Below are 17,227 nucleotides of genomic sequence, written 5' to 3'. Positions count from 1 at the left end.
AAGCTCGCTCTGCGCCAAGCCGCATGACCAGCATCATGGCTGCCCCATTTTGCAGAACTTGACGCACACAACCGCAATCATCGGTCACCGCCGCCAAGATACGCGGCGTCTGGCGCCGCAGCGACGAGTATAGGAGAATTCCGACCTTGGCCCGCTCAGCGTGCCTGAACTCCTGCGCAACTGAGGCAGAGCGATGTGCGGACGTTACACCAAATATCTGTCGTGGTCGGAAATCCACCGGCTCTACCGCCTGACTGCGCCGGCGGAGACGGGCCGCAACGACGAGCCCCGGTACAACATCGCGCCGACTCAGGATGTCCCATTCGTCACTGCCGGTGAGGATGGCAATCACAGGCTCCGTGAAGGGCGCTGGTGGCTGGTCCCTTTCTGGGCAAAGGAAATGCCCAAGGCGGCTATGTTCAATGCGAGGATTGAGGGCATCGATACAGCGCCCGCCTTCCGCGACGCCTACAAGTCCAAGCGCTGCCTGATCCCTGCCGATGGCTTCTACGAGTGGACGATATCGCCAGCCGACGGCAAGAAAGACCCTTGGCACATCTACCAGCCAGGCCACGCGCCTTTCTCGTTCGCCGGGCTTTGGGCTTACAATTCCAATCTCGACATAACCAGCTGCACCATCATCACATNGGCCACGCGCCTTTCTCGTTCGCCGGGCTTTGGGCTTACAATTCCAATCTCGACATAACCAGCTGCACCATCATCACCGAGCCTGCCGGAGAACCGATGAAGCAGTTGCATGATCGGCAGCCTCTCATTCTCGACCCGGCCTACTATGACGCCTGGCTGGACCCGGCGACGCCCAAGGACAGCCTCAAGGACGTTCTCAGCCACGACATCGACGGTCAGCTGCAGTTCAACCGCGTTGGACGTGAGGTGAACACGAGCGCCGTCAACAAGTTGCCCAACGACCATCCCGGCCTGGTCGGGCCGATCAACCCGTTATGAGCGACGAACCGAGCCGGCTTGCCGAAGGGATGACAGCGATTCCGCGCGGCCGAGAGCCGATCGAAAATCGCTTTGCGAGCATTCTGGCTGCGGCAAGCTCGGCGGGTTTGGCTTTTCGAGGCCTGGACAGAAGTCACATTGGTTCTGTTGTTTGCATCCCGGCGACGGCGATCGGTTTCTATAGGAGTTGACGTCCGACCATCTAGCGCCCCTGTTCGAGGCATGGCATCGAGAAGCTGTGAAACTCTTCAAAATGCCCCGGAAAGGTCCGGGCGAGATACCGCACCACTCTGGAATTATCCATCAACCGGTCGAAAAAGCGGTTGGCTGCGACAAGCTCCAGGCCCACCTGGCCATGACGTTCCGCGGCGCTGAGAACCGCAAGGCTTACCGCGCCGACATCGAGCACCATCGCGCCGCGCTGGTCTTCCGCTTGTGTGGTGATCGTTGAGAGATTAAAACCCTCGACCAGCAGGGCTTGCGGTGTCAGAGCGACGAGTAGTCTCGCGTAGGTGATCCTGACCCGGTCCATCGCCACCATCAGCCGGGCAATCTCCAATTGCCTGGCTGGCAGCACCTTCTGGAGCAACCCGAAGATTTTTGTTTTTACCGGCGCGTCCCGAAGCAGGTCGAGGACATCAGGGCAAATTCCGTTAACGGCTTTCCGGTTCTCGCCTGTCTCGGAAGCGGGTTTTCCGGGAGAGCAGAACATTTGCGGCTCGCGGGTCGCGCCACGCAACCTATGTGCCAGTAGGCTTGGCATTGTCCTGAAGCCCTCGGACACCAGCGTGGCGCAGAATTGCTTGTCGCGCATCATCAGGTGGAGCGCCGCTACTATCCGGTCTAGGCTCTGTTCAGACTTTGCCGCTTGCGTGACGAAATCGCGCATGCGTTTGCATTCCGTATCGTAGGTCGCCAAAAATTCGTGTGAACGAAGCCTCTTCTTGGACCCTAATGCGCCAGCAACAATATTGCTCGCATGTCTGTCGCCACCGTTTTCCAACGCACGGTAGGCGGCGTCCTTGGCTAAGCGCTTGACTACCAAGCCACGCCTCCGACAGGCTCTCGCTCTGCTAACCTGATAATCGGGTCGAGCGTGGGAAAAATATAGCTGTCCAGCGGTATCCCATTGATGGCATGCAGTTCCGATTTACCCGCGATCTCGTGGGCAGGCGCAAGCAAATAGTCCCGAATGGTCAGGTCGCCCGGATTCATACGGATCAGGACGAAAATGTCGGGTAGTGGCCGTTTATCGGCCTTCGAAAACCAGCGTGGATAGCCGAAGCCGGAAACCCTGCATCGGGCCATTGTAATCGCCATCGTGATCTCCTCGTTTATCCGCAGGAGGTCCATCGCCATGTCATGGGCAGCAACCCCGCCCTGCCTATCAATCGCGCCCACAAGATCCCGGATAATCTGCAGCCTCATTGATTCCAGGTGCCGGTTCACGCCGATGAAGCGGTAGTTTTTGGATGGCTCGTATCCGATCAGTTCATAGGCTTTGACAATGGTTCCAAAACGCCACTGGTAGCGTTGGGCCGGCGGGCATCCGGGATCCGCGTCGATCAGGGCCAACGACAAGGCGCCACGGCGAGCCAGTAGTGCCCTAAGAGCGGCCAGCATCTCGTTGTTGGTCATGTGGCGATAGATGGTCTTGAGCACGATCTGCGCCCGATCGAACAGTTTGCGGTCGACGATCGGCTCCAGGACGTTTTCCACCCGCACCCACTGTTCCGGGGGATTGCGGACTTGATGGCTTCTCAGCCGGGCCGAATGCTTGTTCCAGACGCTGTTGCCAATGTAATTTTCGTTGGTCAGCACCGAGTGCACGGATTCCCGCGTCCATGGTCGCCCCAAATCGCTGAGCACGCCGCGTTTGTTGAGCAGTCTTGCCATCTCCAGCTCTGTCTTGCGTGTTCTGACAAAGTGACTGAAGATCCACTTCACTGTCGCAATCTCGTCAGGCGGGCCGAGCACCAGAACTATTCGATCCGTCTGCTGGCTCTTGTATTCGTGGGATGAAAGGATGCATTTTGAGCGGCCGTGTTGATCGACAAGCAGGCGCCGCAGGCCAAAGCCGGCCTTCCCGCCCTGCCGGAAGCCCAGCCGGATCAACCTTGCCTGGCCGATGAAGACTTTTTGCGAGAGCATTCTGCTCTGCTCGGCAGCCATGCTCCGTTTGATTGCTTTGAGGACGTCTGACCCGATGCTGCCGTCGTTTGCGAATTGCTCGGCGCAAAATTCGATACGCACGCCGGCCATCTGGCATCGGTATTCGTAGGCTGCGCTTTCATCAATGTTCTGAAAACGCCCCCACCGGCTTACATCATAGACCACAACCGTCTCAAAATCGGCTCGCCCACTTTCGACATCGGCCAACAGCTTCTGAAGACCGGGGCGCCCTCCAAGGTTTAAACCGCTGCGACCGAGGTCCTCGTAAGTGGCGACAATGTCGTAAGCCATGATATCGGCATAGTCGCGAATGGCATCCGCTTGGTTGTCGATCGAGTAGGTCTGGTGTTCCGTCGACATGCGCACGTACTGCGCGGCGCGAACTCTAGGCACAGTCTGGTGCCCGCCATCTAACTTTGGCACTTTCCCCACACTCTTGACCGTTGCCCAGGCAATGTCTGCCTGGGGCATGCCCAACCTACTAGGCAGCTTCCTACGGTCCCATTAGGAATACCTCGACAGTTTGTGTCGAATGGCTCGATAGTCTGATCGAGCCTCGAAGCCGCTCCTTGGGGGAACCGACCCGTGCGTCACTATATCGGATTGATCCACAAGCAAGCGGACAGCGACTTCGGCGTATCCTTTCCCGATTTTCCGGGCGTGGTCACCGCCGGCACCAGCCTCGACGACGCCCGCGCCATGGCCGAAGAGGCCCTGGCCTTCCATCTCGAAGGCCTTGTCGAGGATGGCGAAGCCATTCCCGAGCCATCATCCCTGGAAGATGTCATGTCGAACAATGACAATCTCAGCCGGGTCGCCGTCCTGGTAGCGCTCAAAGCCGAACCACAAAGGTGGTGCGCGTCAACGTCACCATTCCCGAAGATGTCCTCGACCAGATAGATCGATATGCGATTCAAACCGAGGCGCTACCGACCTGTTCGCGAAAGCCGTTTCCGCTTTGGCAACCATTGTCTTCAAGGCCCGAGAAACCACGTCTCATTTCGTGAGCGGGCGTGCCGCCGTTTGGCCGCAATGCGCCAGCAACTGGCAACCATTCGCCCCGATCCGCGTTTGGGGCTCCAAAGGAGTTCCAAGATGATCATCAGACAAACCATTGCCGCCGTGCTCATGACTGCAGCACTTGCAGGCTGCGCGACCCAGACCGAACAGCAGCAGAGGGCAACCACAGGCGCACTCATTGGCGGCGGTGTCGGCGCCCTCGCCGGCCAGGCACTGGGCGGCAACACCGAAAGCACGGTCGTGGGTGCCGCCGGCGGCGCCTTGCTCGGCGCCGTCATCGGCCAGTCGACCACGCCGCAGCGCCGCGGCGAACAGCTTTGCCGTTACCAGGACCGCCGCGGCCGGATCTACACGGCGCCTTGCGATGATCGCTATTACAACAACGACTATTGATCCAGCCTCCCTGGAAGTGCGGCTCTCTGACGTTTGCTGCCGCTCTTCCAGGGACCCGGGATCCGTTCGGCGTTTCACAATATGAGAACGCCCGCTCAGTCCATTACACCCTCTGGCTGATGAGCTTGCGCTTGGTGCTTGCAAGGATCCCATTTCGCGGAAGCGACGTGAAGCGCTGGTTTCATGGCGCCAACAATGACATCGCATTGCCGCAGCTGAAAGTGCCGACAGCGACCATCGGCTGCGGCTGAAGAGCGGGGGTGACGGTCACGGTGCCAAACATCAAGGTCGCCAAGCGCGCCTTGGCCAAGCCGAATGGCTTGCGCTGCATGCATAAAATGTGGGATAATTTGTTTGGTGGAGATTCTCGCTCACACCATCCAAAGGCCTCCTTCGGAGGCCTTTTTCATGTCATGGTGGCTGGCAACTGAGTGCCACAACGATTAGGTGGCACTCCCTGCCTAGGCGAAGAGTTGCACTGCCGCCAAGGTCCTTCGACCGCTTTCACGTCGTAAGCTTGGAGAACAATCCCGATGCTCAACAGCATTGCGGGCTGGCTCGATGCTGCAACTGCAATTGCCATTGTTCGGCTCCTGATTGACCTCATGAACCTATACCGCTCCGCTGCCGCCAAGAAGGCGCCGGACGGCAGGCGCGCGAGATCAAAGCCGATACGCAAGCGCCGTCCGCGTCGCCGCTGAACCGCGTCTTCCCAACCAACTCAAACTGTGACCGCGATGGTTTGACCCACCAGCGACCCGTGCACTCATCATATGGCGTCGACCGTATCCAGCTCGCGTGCCCTGCTCGGTGATGCGGTCGGCGCCGACGGGTGATGATGCGGGTGGCGTCGCGAAGGCAGCCAGCCGGCGCGCCGCGCGCCTAGTCGATTTCATCGTTAGTGGCGTATGTTGCAAGTCAAGCACTGTGAAGCACAGCGTCCAGATCGGACCTGCTGCCGTGTCGAATGGAATAGGCGCGAGTGATTTCCGCACCAAAAAGAAAAATTTCCGCCGAGTAGTAAGCCCACAGCAGGATGACNATGGAATAGGCGCGAGTGATTTCCGCACCAAAAAGAAAAATTTCCGCCGAGTAGTAAGCCCACAGCAGGATGACAAGCAGCCCACCGGCGGCCCCATATGAGGCCGCGACCGCGCTGGAGCCTATATACCAACCGATAAGCGATTTCCCGAGCGTGAACAGGGCAGCGGTTACAACCGCGCCAATCCAGACATCCCGCCATTCCAGGGTTCGATCAGGCAAGATCTTGAAGATAGCGGCGAAAATAGCTGCTAGGAGGACAAAAGAAACGACCGCGTTGATAACGGCCAGGACAAGTGTCCCGAACGGCAGCTGTGCGTTGATGAGGTTGCCTAGGGCCGAAATCGCCGCGCTCGCGACTAGAGAGACGAGCAACATGAAGCCAAGTGCGGTGACCAGTCCCAGACTTACCGCACGTGCGCGCACCAGGCGCGACAACGAACTGCCCTGCGCTTCGACCTTCCATATCATGTTCAAGGACTGCTGTATTTCGCCGAAGACCCCGGAAGCGCTCACAAGCAAGGTGATGATGCCAATCACCGCCGCCCAGGTGCCGCCGGATGGCTTTTCGGATGCGCTCTTCAGTGCGGTTTGCAGGATATTTGCGCTTTCTGTACCCATCATCCCTGTGATTTGGGCGGACAATGCCGCTTGGGCTGCCTCGTGACCGAATGCGAGACCCGCAATTGCAACCACGATGAGCAGAATTGGCGCCAACGATGTTGTGGCANGCTGCCTCGTGACCGAATGCGAGACCCGCAATTGCAACCACGATGAGCAGAATTGGCGCCAACGATGTTGTGGCATAAAAAGCGATTGCTGCGCCATGGCTGAGAGCATTGTCGTTGACGAACCCAACGACGGCTTCTCGCACCATTGCCCATGCATTTGTGATCCCGCGATGCATTTTTCGCCCCAGTCGAATTGGCGTTCACTAGCAATGCACCAGCACATGTGATGTTCCGGTTGCGGGCTACTAACGCCCTCAGGGGGAGCAGGCAACGTCAGTGGTTATGCGCCGCGCTTGGCGCCCTACTCCGCCGGGGTCTTCTCGAGCACCGGCGCAATTTTCCGGCCAAAGCGCTGGACAACGAAGCGGCCCGCCTTCTGGCCGGGGACCTCGATCAGAGTGTAGGTGATCCAGGACAGCAACGTCACCGTCGGCAGCACAACGGCAACGACGATGGCGAAGCGCAGCGGCGCCGACAGTTCGTGGCCGAACTCACTGATGACGAACGCCGCGACGGGCTGCAGCACCAGCAGATGGCTCAGGTAGATGCTGAAGGAAAGCTCGCCCATCAGGTGGAAGAACCGGTTGCTGAGCGTCACGGCGATCGCTCGCGCCAACATTCCCGCCCTTCCAGGCAGCATGCGGTAGAGAACCAGCGCAAAGAAGCCCGCCACAAGCGCTTCACGCACCAGAAGCTTGCCCAGCCCCTGGTCGCCGCCAAAGGGCAGCGCCGCCAAAAGCATGGCCAATGCCAGATAGAGGAACGGCCTCGGTCGGCTCTGATGCACGACTCCGGCCAGCAGCATCCCGCACAGGAATATCTGTATCTTCAGCGGCAGAAAGGACGGCATCGGAAAATGGATCGACAACAGCCGCATCGCAAACACGATGACGCAGCCGGCCGCCGCGACCACAAGGGCGCTCCTGATCCAGTCCAGCCTGCGCACCAGCAGCATGACGGCCGGGAACACGGCATAGAACTGCATCTCCAGCCCCAGGCTCCAGTCAGGCAGCGGCGTGCGATAGGCGAGGTCCGGCACCAGCCCAAACAGGAACGTGAGATGGGCAACGATGTTTTTCAGGCTGCCGTCGAGGTAGCGTTCCGGCGCCTGGTGCGATCTGGAGAGGAAATCGTCGATGATGATCCTGCAATCGTAGAGATAGGGGCCAAGCGCCAGCGCCAGGAAAAGCATGACATAGAACAGCGGCGCGATCCTGAAATAGCGGCGCGTCCAGAATTTGAGCCAGGTTGCCGATCTTTGCCAAGGCTCCTTTTCCTGGCGCAGCTGATAGTGGAACACCATCAGGAAGCCGGACAGCATGATGAACAGGTCGACGCCGAGATCCGGCTCGCCGACGATCGGAATTTGCCAGCCGGTCAAAAGCAGGCAGTGCCCGACCAGCACCCAGATCGCCGCAAGCGCGCGAAGCCCGTCCAGGCATACGATGCGCGACGACTTGATGATGCTGGTTTCGTAGCTAGCCATGTTGCACTGCAGCATGGCGCCTGAGGAGCGATTGTCAACCCGGTGAGAGATGACGAATTACGGCTACGATGGCGGATGCCGAATTGTGCCGATCTCCTCGCCAGACAATAGGCTGAACGGACAGGCACCTTTTCAGGAAACCGTCAGCGCGTCCCGAACGACCGAAATCAGGCGCGAAGCAACCGTTCGCAAACCGGCACACGCATGCCAGTTGCGGAAGCGCATAAAACATTTCAGGAAAAGGCCCATTCCGCATCGGACGGCGTGACCAACCCCTGCCGCAGTCGGCTGTGAAGTTCATTCCACGACGGGTCTGTCACGAAGCCTTTCATGCTTCCACAAGCCTCGGCGAAGGAAATGTCGCCCAAACGGCCGATGAGATCACTCATCGCGCCGTTCCTGCCCTTCAGGAATACCTCGAGCGGATCATCATCACACTCAATTACCCGATGTCCCCAAGCACCCGGTACGTCGTCGCTTGCGAGAGCCTGCTGAAGATCTTCATCCACGCCTGTGGCCTCGAGCGCCCGGGAGACGACATAGCGCATCAGGGGGTAATAGATCGGCTGATAGCTGCCTCCAAGCGCGCGCACGCCGGGCAGGATCGACAAAACCAGAAACATCAGCAGGAGATTCGGGACAAGGCTGCGATTTGCCAGCCGCTCAAGGATATCGGGGGCTGTGAAGCACGCCACCTTCATACCGGTCGCGGGATCGATGAGTTCTCCGGCGATCAGACGCAGCGGACGGCGTTTGCCATTTTCATAGAACCAGAAGAAATCGGTACCGCGCGCGAGCCAGCCACTCCAGGGGCCGGACGCGATCGCGTCGAGGCCGGCAAGGATATTGGAGGCGAACTTCGGGTCTTCCAGCAGTCTCATGTGTAGCCAGGAATTTTCGTCCGACAGATGGTCGGCCACCAGGTCGGCGATGTCCTCGTCGTCGATCTGCAGGAAGGAAAAGTGGCCTCCGAACATTTTTGGCCAAAGCGTAAGATTGGCTGCCTTGATGGCATGCGCGGGCCGCTCGAATTGCGTCTTCGGCAGAAGGGCACGAAGCAGCGTGAGCGCGTCGCCCCCAGTGCTTGGCTCCGTCGGTAACAACTCGAACCTGTAAGGTCCCGGCCCGGCTAGCAGGCTGTACCCGATCATCCGGCTTCGGCTCAGGCCAAAGACGTTGACCGGCTTCCCGTCAACGGTGAGCCAGCCTGGCCCCTTGCGTGGCTTTTCGACGAGATTCACCGTCGAAACGGCGTAGGAAACGTAGGTCGAACACCCGTGCGCCGAGAGACCAAGGAGGCTGAAGATATGCGTGTAATAGGCTTCTGGCTCCATGAGGAGAAACAAATGAGGGCCTGTCTGCAACACGCGGCGCCTTTCGAAATCCCTGCAGATTTCTGAGGCGGTATCGGCAGACAACCCGTTTCGTGTCGCTGCCTTCCTGATGATGTCGAGTAGTTTGGTGAAGGCTCGGAGCCGGATTTCTGGCATGGGAACCGAAGCCGGCGCCGTAAACAGGCGAAACGCATAATCGCGGATCGGCCGGGAATGGTATGGGCTCATCCAGGGGTAGAGTGCCGTCAGCGACCCCAGGACTGCCTGTTTCGCATCTACGCCTGCTGTTAGCTCTTCCACCTCACGATTCACCTTTTTCTTGCGTCTGAACGACACTGACGCTCAAACACGAAACACTGATGAGGAGCGCTACGCCAAAGCTGAAGAAAATCGTCGAAGGAAATGCTCGATTTGCTACTGCGGCGGCGATGCCGAACACGAGTAATCCGAGCACCACGGCCACACTATGCATGATGCCTTTTGCCCGGCCCAACAGATAATCCGACACACGCGTCTGCAATGTGACTTCAACGCTGACGCGTCCAAGATTGTATATAAATCCGAGCGCGGCAAAAAGGATCACTGTCCAGGGCGTGGGCAGAAATGCCAGCGCCATGAGTACCAGCGCCGTTAAGCCCAAAAGCATGAGATGGAGCGCATGAGTGCTCATCGATCTTTCAATCCGGAATAGAGAGACCGCACCGATCAGTGAGCCCGCCGACCATGCAGCCTCGAGGTAGCCGAAATCCACGGCAGTACCCTTCTGCTCCTGGACGAAGCTAGATCCCACGACGCTGACAAGCACCGCGCTTGTATAGAGAAGCGCGTAGACGACAATGAGACGGCGCAGGCTCAGATCGATTTGGGCTGCCGAGATTTTGGCGAAGCGGACATCACGCGAAACCGGTTGCAGCCGCATCAAGGCTAGGCAGCCCGATGAAAACAAAAAGAAGGCAGCAATAACGGTGAATGGCAGGACTGGGGAGCGATCATGCAGCAAAGGCCCTGCAAGCAAAGCTGCGCCGAGATTGCCGACCTGCATGACGAAGAAGACGGCGGAATTCGAGGCTACAAGATCGCGGCCGTCAGCTATCACGGGGATCATTGATTGAGAGCTCGTAAGGGCGACACGGTCGCAAAACGAAAAGAGGGCCGCTGACAGACAGATGATCAGAAACACGTCCATGTAGAGGAGCGCGCAAGCGGTAGCCAGCATAACGAGAAAGCGGCTGAGGTCTGCCGCAACGTTCAAGCACCGCCTGTCAAATCGATCCGCCGCTACGCCGGCCAAAGGGCTCGCGATGAATTCGACAACGCTGACGATCGCAAGGAACGTCGCGACGCCGGCGGTTCCGTATCCTCGCTCGACGACAATCCAGGCGGAGGCGATGTAGAAGCCGTTTCGGGCAACGGCCGCCGATAGCGTGCTGGCCAGGAATCCGAGGCACGGATTGGACCGGCCGGCCCGCCCTTTGGCATGATGATTTCGAACCAGGTTTGACATGAGCGGCGTATCCGAGCTGACCGCCGATGGATACCTTCTTCCGCCAAGCCTGCTTTACTGTGATGTTGGGGTTTTCCGATACTTGCTGAGAACAACAAGCGGCGACCTAGATTCGCCACTTACGACGAAATTCCGTCGGGCCCGCACCGAAAGCCCGCTTAAAGGCGGTCGCGAAATGGCTGGAGCTGCCGAAACCACATTCCATCGCGATTTCCGTCGCCGACAGATTGGTCGATCGCAGCATGTCCGCGGACTGCTCCAACCGTCGCTGCGCAATGAATGCGTGCGGCGTCATGCCTGTCGACTGCTTGAAGGCCCTCCAGAAATGGAACCGGCTAACCCCAATTTCTTTTGCCAGATCGGCCAGCGTAGGTCTGCCGTCCGACAACGTCTCGATCATGTCCACTGCCCGCTTGAGATCGAACGATGACAAACCGCCTTTTGCCGGCTCCTGATGGACGCCGTTCAACCTTAACATTTGGCCGAGCAATTGCGTGGCCTGGCACTCCACCATGGTTGCGCTGATGGGGTCAGGCTGCTTGAGCTCCAAAGCAATCCTCTGCAACGCCAACTCTGCAGTGCCGTCCCGAAACCCGATCGAAGGCGGCAGCACTGCCGGGCGATGGCGAGCCATTCCCGCAAACACCTCGTCGGCGAACCCTTTTTCAATCGAGACCAGGAGATAGGAAGCGGTCGCTTCCCCCTCGTCCCATCCATTCCAATCACTGCCGGCCGGCATGAAGATTATCGAACCGGCCCGGCGCGGCAAAAAGGCAATCCGGCGCCCATCCACAATGTCTTCTCCGCGGGACGCCGTGCCCTTCAGGTTCATCAAGAACACATGGTTTGGCTGGAGGAGCCTTGTCTCCTGACGCTCAAGCCCGGTTCTTTTGACTACGTCCGCCCGCACGCTCCCCCAACTCTCATACTTGTGGGCAAGGGATTGGTGCCGTGAGCGGCGATTCTCGGTCGGGTCGAGGGCAAGAGTATTCACGTATCCACAGCCTCCTTACTGGCGAGTGGCCAGTCGTCGCATGATGTGGCGAACCATGGGTTGCTGAACAACACGCAAATAACTCTGGATTGGTAGAAGATGTGACTTTAGCGAAAAAATGGCAAACGAGTGAAAGCCGCCTGTATCCGGCAGGCCTACCAGTTGGCTCAGCCAATACTTGAGCCAGGCGAAATATTAGACCCCACTTATCTTAGTGGCATTTCCCCTATTGACGTATCGGTATCTCACCAACGGAACGGTGCTGGAGGCATACTGCGATGCGTGGACTCGACGACTTTCTGGCTGAGTGCGACGCTGGCCCACGGATCAACCGACTAGCCGGCTTTTTCGCCGCGACCGCCGCTGGCAAGAGCGGGATGCCAATCCGCAAGCCCGTCGCGGACGCCCGCCTTCTGCCGAGCGATGAACTGCTGCACGGCTTGGTCAGCCTGCATGCGGCACGACAAGGTTTTTTCGACCAGCATTATCACGGCAGCATTCCCTACAGATTGGAGGAGGAGTGCCGGACGGCCCACGCAATGCTGAAATACGCACGGGATCGTGGTGGTCCGCATTCGCTATACAGCCTTGGAACAGCGGAAGGCACGATGGCGAGGACACTGTCCGAACTGTCGGAGGGACAGGTACGCTCACTGTCGTGCAGCCCGAACGCGGAGAATTACAAATGCTTCATGGCTTATGGCCAACCACCGCACGCCGACTTTTTCATTGGTCCCTTCCATCATTTGACAAAGGACGTCCTGGGCTCGGATCCGCGACTGGCAAATTTCGCCCACGGTTTCGATATCATTCTGGAAGATACGACCTTTCAGATGTACTCGCCGAACAGAGTGGGACAGATCGAGTTCGTGACACAGCACCTCAAGCCGGACGGAATCTTCGTCTTCGTCGAGAAGTTCCGGGCAACCGAGGAGCCGGACTACAGGCGTCGCGAATACCAGAAGGATTTCGGCTTCAAGGCGCGCTATTTTCCCCCAGACGAAATCGAGAAAAAGCAAACCCTCGTTCTGAATACGATGTTCGGCAATGAGGTGACTTTGGCAAAGATGGCTGACGCCATACGCGCGCATTTCAGCTACTGCGCCCTGACCTGGAACAGCGGAAATTTCTGTAGTCTCGCGGCGAGCAATAGCGAGGAAAACCTGAACCGATACCTTTCCCAGATGGCCGCTCCGGCCATTCCGCACGAGTACGTCTACGAAACCAGCTTGTATCCGACCCTGCCGGTTAGCGTCGCCGCCGCGCAGGAATAGGCTCCTGTGCCTTGAGACAGGTCAACAACACCTTGCGTCGTTTGGACCATGTCTTCGCGGCTGTCGACCATGGCAGCCTCAGGCAGGCCGCAAGAGTTCTCAGGGTGAGGGAATCCTGTGTCAGCCGCAACATCGTTGCTCTCGAACAATTGCTGGACATGCAGTTGTTTGACCGCGACGTCCATGGCGTTCGGCTGACCGAAGCAGGCCGGGCCTGGACTAACCTCGTCCGGGCTCATTATGAAGGGTTGCAAGATGCCATGGCCGGAGGTGGTCCTGGCGACCAGGATGCCAAAACAGTCAAGATAGGGTTGTGCGGTCAGATAGGACGGGCGTTCGTGGCGCGGCTTGTCGATCGATTTCGCGGCTTGCATCCGGACGTGAGCATCGCCATCGAGGACGTTCCCCATGATCAGTGTCTGGCGGCAATACGTCGCCGGCGCCTTGACATCGTGTTCACGCACGGGCTCGAGAACGGCGCCTTATGCCGCAGCGAGCTATTTGGACACGAGCGCTTGTTCATTCTCCTGCCCTGTTACCATCCGCTTGCTGAAAGGTCTGCGGTCACATGGGCAGATCTTGCAGATACCTGCCTGCTGGTTTCGGTCGGATCGCCGCTGGATCCGGTTTTGTTGGAAAAGATTGCCGCAGGTGGTGGCCCCGCTATTCAAATATGTCGCGCGAGCGAAGCGACGGTCATCCTCAAGGTGCAACTCGGTCAAGGCGTTACTCTGGCGGGCGAAGGTTTTGCCAGGACAGTCGCCATCGACGCTACAGTATGGAAACCCATCGACGGTCAGCACAGCATCAGTTCGATTAAGGCGGTGTGGCTGGAATCGAACCCAAAGCGTGCGCTTCTGCGCCTGGTTGGGACCGCAAGAAACCTGGTGGCCGCAACGCGACCCGGGCCTACCCCTGTCAATGGAGGAAGTTCGGGACGCCGCGGCGCGATTTCTGAAGTCACGCCATGACTGGGAGGTGCGACTGACCCGGTTTGACTTCAGTCGTCCAGCCTCTAACCACCCTCCGAACGCTTTGCCCTGGCAAAGCCTCGATCCGTCGCAATGAACCGCTCCAGCATCGCAACGATGAGGCGCGGCGCATCGGCGGGCCGTTGCCCCGCTTCGCGGCCGAGGATCTCGGCATAAGCCGTCAGATCACGGTGCAGTGCCGCAGGGAGTTCCACCATGACCTTGACAGGCTTGTCGTCAGCGATTGGCCCCAGTTTCAGCTTGGCCATTTCAGCCCCCCATAAGGTTCGAGCACGAGATCGCGTGTGACGATCACCCGCACCGGGAATCCCGGTCGGATGGTGAGCGTCGGCGCTATGTTGAGCTGCCGCTGGACGATCTGCTGGCCTGTCTGGCTGATGCTGTCGGAAGCACCCTGGCGAAGAGCGCGCATGATGTCGCTCTCCTGGCCCGATGAGCCTGCTTGCGCGCCGATGCTCAGAACCGTGGAAAGTGCTGCAGCCTTGAACAACTCGCCCCAGTGATAGTCGACGCCGTCCTCGAGACCGGCATAGCCCTCAGCGTCCGCGCCAGGCTCACGTTCCAGAACGATGGAGCGGCCGTCAGGAAAAATCAGCCTGGTCCATACCAGCAACACGCGACGCTGGCCGAAGCCGACCCCATTGTCATACTGGCCGATGAGGCGCGTCCCCTGCGGAATGAGACGGATATGTCCGGTGGGGCTGTCATAGACATTCTCCGTCACCTGCGCGGTAATCTGACCGGGCAGGTCTGAGCGAATGCCAGTGATGAGGGCAGCTGCGATGACGGCGCCCGCCTGCAGGACGTTTTTCGACGCCGGCGCCGCAACACGATCCGACGAGACGGTGCGCTTGTCAGGCGGCTGGTCGAGGAACGCAAGTTGGCGGTCTTGCGCCGAGGGCGTCGCTGACTGCGGCGCGAGGCCAAGGTTGGCGAGATCGGTTTGTGGCATGGTGTCTGTCGTGGCTCGAGCGACAGTCGCGTCACTAGCGGGCCGCGTTTGCGTGGACGCGAACAGACGCGCGGTCCTCGCCGCCTCCAGTTCCTGCTCCCGGCGCTGTTCCTCTGGATCCGGTCCGACCGAGCCCGACGACGGCGCTCCGTTCGCCGGGCCGCCATTCTGCGCGTTGAGGATCGGGCGGCCGAGATCGCCGGGAAGCGGTGGGCCAAGCTTTGGAACGCCCGTATAGTCCTTTGGCAGACCGGCGAGCCCATCGGGCGTCGAACGATTATCGGTTGAATAGAGCTCCTGACCCTGGCCTTGCTGACGGTTCTGAAGCGCGTAAATCAGCGCACCGCCGACAGCGAGGCTAGCGGCGAGCCCCAATCCGGCCAACGCCTTGCGGGACAGACGCGTCACGCGCGACGGCTCGGCGCGCAGCCGCATGGCCGCGGCCGGCTCACCTGTCAACGGCCGGGCGTCATCCTCGACCGGTGCCTCCGGCCGGGCGTCATTCGCCGGCCCCCGGCCTTCTTTCTTCCCGGGATCCATTTTGTCGCTCATGATGACGACCCTCCCCTGCCTGTTCGGAGGTTCGTCGCTGGCGGGGTCTCACCAGGGCCATGCATCCATGAAAATCGACTGCTCCTTACCCCATCGGTGCGGGAGACGCGGACGCGCCTCTGGTTCTTGCCGGCGCCGAGGCGCAACTCGGCGGCGGCAAACATCCGGTCGACGATCATGTAGTTGCCGCGCACGCGATAGTTGACCAGCTCGGACGTGTCGCCTTCCGGCCCTACCACGAAGAGTGGCGGCATCTCACCCTGGCCGATGCCCCGCGGGAACTCGATGAACACCTGCTTGCCATCGTCGAAGGCGCGCAGCGGCCGCCACGGTGCGCGATCGCCCGTCACCTCGTAGCGGAAATTGACGCGAGAAAGATCGATGCCTGTCGAGACCGGCTGTGCAGCCTCAGCTTGCTGGTTCTGCCTGCGCAAGGCGATGAGTTGGTCCTGCGGGTATTGCCAGGAAACCGACGCCATATAGGTCGACGGCGTCGAGCGCAGTTCCATGTGATAGGTACGCCGATCGGTATTGATGACGAGATTGGTGAGAAGGTCGGCGCGCGTCGGCTTGACGAGTATGTGGACCTGCTTGGCCGCGCCCGTACCGCTCTCGGTATCGCCGATGATCCAGCGCACGGTGTCGCCGGCGGCGACGGGACCGGAACCGACGAGCTGCTCGCCGGGCTGGAGCGCGATGTCGGTGATCTGCCCCGGCGAGGCATAGACCTGATAGAGCGCGCCATCGACGAATGGATAGACCTGCATCGAGTTGATGAAGCCGTTGCGGACAGGCTGGACGCGCGCGGCCGCATTGGCCAAGTTCACGCGCGCGGTCGGATCGGTCGGTTCCGGGTCGGGCTTTGCGGCCTTGCCGACCGGCTTCAACTGGCCTGGAAGCGGCAGCGGCTTCGACAGCTCCACCACCTTGACGGGCGGTGGCGGATCGACGGCATGCACGGCCGGGACCGGATCGTCATAGGAAATCTCCGGCGGCTTCTGCCTGGTGGCGCAGCCCGCAAGCGCCGAAGTGCAAAGCAAAAGCGCTGGAAGGGCCATTTTGCGGAAGGCCGGCATTGCGTGGATGAGGAAAACCGGACGCCCCCAGGGGGCGGCTTTGCAGAGTACGGGCATCATTGTCCAAGCTCCTTCGACCAGTTGATGGCGTTGATGTAGATTCCAAGCGGGTTCTTCCTCAGCGCATCAGCGTCGCGCGGGGGCTGGACGACAATGGTGAGGATGGCGGACCAGCGCTCCGTGGAAGCCAGTGAGCCGTCCTGATAGCGGCGTTCGACCCAGGCGATTCGGAAGCTCACCGGCGATGCGCGGATGACCGACGACACATCGACGGCGACCTGCTGCTTGCCGACCTTGGTGAACGGGTCATTGGCGCGCGCATAGTCGTTGAGAGCCAGCGCCCCGCCCTGCGTCGCGAAGTCGTAGGCGCGCAGCCAGTTCTGCCGCACGATGACCGGATCGGCGGGGATCGACCTCACCTGTTCGATGAAGTGCGCCAGGTAGAAGGCAATCTGCGGATCGTTCGGCTGATAGTCGCCGACCGCAGGTCCCACAGCCTGCGCCTGGCCGAGACGATCGACCTGCACCACCCAAGGCACGATCGAGCCTTTGGCGGATTGCCAGATGAGCGCGGCCGAGAACCCCGCGGCGAGCGCCAGGCAACCGAAGGCCATGGTGCGCCAGTTGCGCGCCTGCACGCGAGCCGAACCGATGCGCTCGTCCCAGAGCTGAGCAGCGCGTTGGTAGGGGGTCTCGGGTTGTGGGGACTTGCCGTAGTGCGTGGACGGTCGTTTGAACAT

At 59.9% G+C, this 17,227-nt stretch carries 16 protein-coding genes and 1 pseudogene; 6 read left to right on the top strand and 11 right to left on the bottom strand.

The annotated features are described in order from the left end of the window. The first annotated feature begins 193 nt into the window (after positions 1-193). Both X771_RS1000000166080 and X771_RS1000000168485 read left to right on the top strand, forming a co-directional pair. Positions 194-706, top strand: a complete 513-nt coding sequence (locus tag X771_RS1000000166080) for an SOS response-associated peptidase (RefSeq protein WP_023690491.1) — start codon at positions 194-196, stop codon at positions 704-706. Further along, a complete protein-coding gene (locus tag X771_RS1000000168485) occupies positions 598-966 on the top strand; it encodes an SOS response-associated peptidase family protein (RefSeq protein ID WP_156936059.1) in 369 nt (122 codons plus the stop codon). The genes X771_RS1000000166080 and X771_RS1000000168485 overlap by 109 nt, the downstream gene beginning before the upstream one ends. Before the next feature lie 202 nt (positions 967-1,168). Here the strand turns inward: X771_RS1000000168485 and X771_RS0135405 are convergent, their stop codons facing one another. Both X771_RS0135405 and X771_RS136725 read right to left on the bottom strand, forming a co-directional pair. Continuing rightward, positions 1,169-2,011: a plasmid partitioning protein RepB C-terminal domain-containing protein gene (locus X771_RS0135405; RefSeq protein ID WP_023731574.1), complete on the bottom strand. Its 843-nt coding sequence runs from the start codon at positions 2,009-2,011 to the stop codon at positions 1,169-1,171. After that, positions 2,005-3,531, bottom strand: coding sequence for a recombinase family protein (locus X771_RS136725; RefSeq protein WP_033001555.1), 1,527 nt, complete (start codon positions 3,529-3,531; stop codon positions 2,005-2,007). Before X771_RS136725 ends, X771_RS0135405 begins: the two co-directional genes overlap by 7 nt. Positions 3,532-3,723: 192 nt before the next feature. Here X771_RS136725 and X771_RS01030 point away from each other — a divergent pair. Together X771_RS01030 and X771_RS136730 are read left to right on the top strand one after the other, a co-directional pair. Further along, positions 3,724-4,049, top strand: a pseudogene (locus tag X771_RS01030) (type II toxin-antitoxin system HicB family antitoxin); the annotation flags it as partial. Positions 4,050-4,233: 184 nt separating this feature from the next. After that, a complete protein-coding gene (locus X771_RS136730; RefSeq protein ID WP_023690487.1) occupies positions 4,234-4,551 on the top strand; it encodes a YMGG-like glycine zipper-containing protein in 318 nt (105 codons plus the stop codon). Positions 4,552-5,469: 918 nt separating this feature from the next. On the opposite strand, the gene X771_RS01040 is transcribed toward X771_RS136730, so the two are convergent. The 5 genes from X771_RS01040 to X771_RS136745 all read right to left on the bottom strand — a co-directional run bounded on the left by X771_RS01040 (position 5,470) and on the right by X771_RS136745 (position 11,641). Further along, positions 5,470-6,420 carry a YihY/virulence factor BrkB family protein gene (locus X771_RS01040; RefSeq protein WP_084566855.1) on the bottom strand — a complete coding sequence of 317 codons (951 nt, stop codon included), beginning with the start codon at positions 6,418-6,420 and terminating at the stop codon, positions 5,470-5,472. Between the two features lie 204 nt (positions 6,421-6,624). Beyond that, positions 6,625-7,809: an acyltransferase gene (locus X771_RS136735; RefSeq protein WP_031203341.1), complete on the bottom strand. Its 1,185-nt coding sequence runs from the start codon at positions 7,807-7,809 to the stop codon at positions 6,625-6,627. A gap of 233 nt (positions 7,810-8,042) precedes the next feature. Beyond that, on the bottom strand, positions 8,043-9,479 hold the full coding sequence (locus tag X771_RS0135380; RefSeq protein WP_156936057.1) for a hypothetical protein: 1,437 nt from the start codon (positions 9,477-9,479) through the stop codon (positions 8,043-8,045). Further along, the gene (locus tag X771_RS136740; protein ID WP_023690482.1) at positions 9,445-10,647 is read right to left on the bottom strand and encodes an MFS transporter; all 1,203 of its coding nucleotides are present in this window, start codon (positions 10,645-10,647) and stop codon (positions 9,445-9,447) included. The genes X771_RS0135380 and X771_RS136740 overlap by 35 nt, the downstream gene beginning before the upstream one ends. A gap of 106 nt (positions 10,648-10,753) precedes the next feature. Beyond that, positions 10,754-11,641: an AraC family transcriptional regulator gene (locus tag X771_RS136745; protein WP_031203337.1), complete on the bottom strand. Its 888-nt coding sequence runs from the start codon at positions 11,639-11,641 to the stop codon at positions 10,754-10,756. 278 nt (positions 11,642-11,919) lie between these two features. Between X771_RS136745 and X771_RS0135375 the strand changes: the two genes are divergently transcribed. Both X771_RS0135375 and X771_RS136750 read left to right on the top strand, forming a co-directional pair. Next, on the top strand, positions 11,920-12,915 hold the full coding sequence (locus X771_RS0135375; RefSeq protein WP_031203335.1) for a class I SAM-dependent methyltransferase: 996 nt from the start codon (positions 11,920-11,922) through the stop codon (positions 12,913-12,915). An 11-nt stretch (positions 12,916-12,926) separates the two neighbouring features. Further along, a complete protein-coding gene (locus X771_RS136750) occupies positions 12,927-13,886 on the top strand; it encodes a LysR family transcriptional regulator (RefSeq protein WP_084013102.1) in 960 nt (319 codons plus the stop codon). 44 nt (positions 13,887-13,930) lie between these two features. On the opposite strand, the gene X771_RS136755 is transcribed toward X771_RS136750, so the two are convergent. From X771_RS136755 to trbF, 4 genes are read right to left on the bottom strand one after another with little or no spacing between them, the layout of a single operon-like run. After that, positions 13,931-14,155, bottom strand: coding sequence for a DUF2274 domain-containing protein (locus X771_RS136755; protein ID WP_023673788.1), 225 nt, complete (start codon positions 14,153-14,155; stop codon positions 13,931-13,933). After that, positions 14,143-15,411, bottom strand: a complete 1,269-nt coding sequence (locus tag X771_RS136760; RefSeq protein ID WP_023673789.1) for a TrbI/VirB10 family protein — start codon at positions 15,409-15,411, stop codon at positions 14,143-14,145. The genes X771_RS136755 and X771_RS136760 overlap by 13 nt, the downstream gene beginning before the upstream one ends. After that, positions 15,408-16,547 carry a P-type conjugative transfer protein TrbG gene (gene trbG / locus X771_RS136765; RefSeq protein ID WP_023697519.1) on the bottom strand — a complete coding sequence of 380 codons (1,140 nt, stop codon included), beginning with the start codon at positions 16,545-16,547 and terminating at the stop codon, positions 15,408-15,410. The genes X771_RS136760 and trbG overlap by 4 nt, the downstream gene beginning before the upstream one ends. Beyond that, positions 16,544-17,227 (bottom strand): conjugal transfer protein TrbF, encoded by a 684-nt coding sequence (trbF, locus tag X771_RS136770; RefSeq protein ID WP_023697518.1) that lies wholly within the window; start codon positions 17,225-17,227, stop codon positions 16,544-16,546. The genes trbG and trbF overlap by 4 nt, the downstream gene beginning before the upstream one ends.

The organism is Mesorhizobium sp. LSJC269B00, from assembly GCF_000502815.1.
GTDB lineage: Bacteria > Pseudomonadota > Alphaproteobacteria > Rhizobiales > Rhizobiaceae > Mesorhizobium.
The sequence above is the reverse complement of the archived record's forward strand: the minus strand, read 5'-3'. Positions and strand labels throughout refer to the sequence as shown.

Excerpts from the sequence above, each read along its gene's own strand:
- X771_RS136730 (WP_023690487.1), top strand. The coding sequence starts at position 4,234 with ATGATCATCAGACAAACCATTGCCGCCGTGCTCATGACTGCAGCACTT.
- X771_RS136735 (WP_031203341.1), bottom strand. The coding sequence starts at position 7,809 with ATGGCTAGCTACGAAACCAGCATCATCAAGTCGTCGCGCATCGTATGC.
- X771_RS136740 (WP_023690482.1), bottom strand. The coding sequence starts at position 10,647 with ATGTCAAACCTGGTTCGAAATCATCATGCCAAAGGGCGGGCCGGCCGG.
- X771_RS0135375 (WP_031203335.1), top strand. The coding sequence starts at position 11,920 with ATGCGTGGACTCGACGACTTTCTGGCTGAGTGCGACGCTGGCCCACGG.
- X771_RS136755 (WP_023673788.1), bottom strand. The coding sequence starts at position 14,155 with ATGGCCAAGCTGAAACTGGGGCCAATCGCTGACGACAAGCCTGTCAAG.
- X771_RS136760 (WP_023673789.1), bottom strand. The coding sequence starts at position 15,411 with ATGAGCGACAAAATGGATCCCGGGAAGAAAGAAGGCCGGGGGCCGGCG.
- trbG (WP_023697519.1), bottom strand. The coding sequence starts at position 16,547 with ATGATGCCCGTACTCTGCAAAGCCGCCCCCTGGGGGCGTCCGGTTTTC.
- trbF (WP_023697518.1), bottom strand. The coding sequence starts at position 17,227 with ATGTTCAAACGACCGTCCACGCACTACGGCAAGTCCCCACAACCCGAG.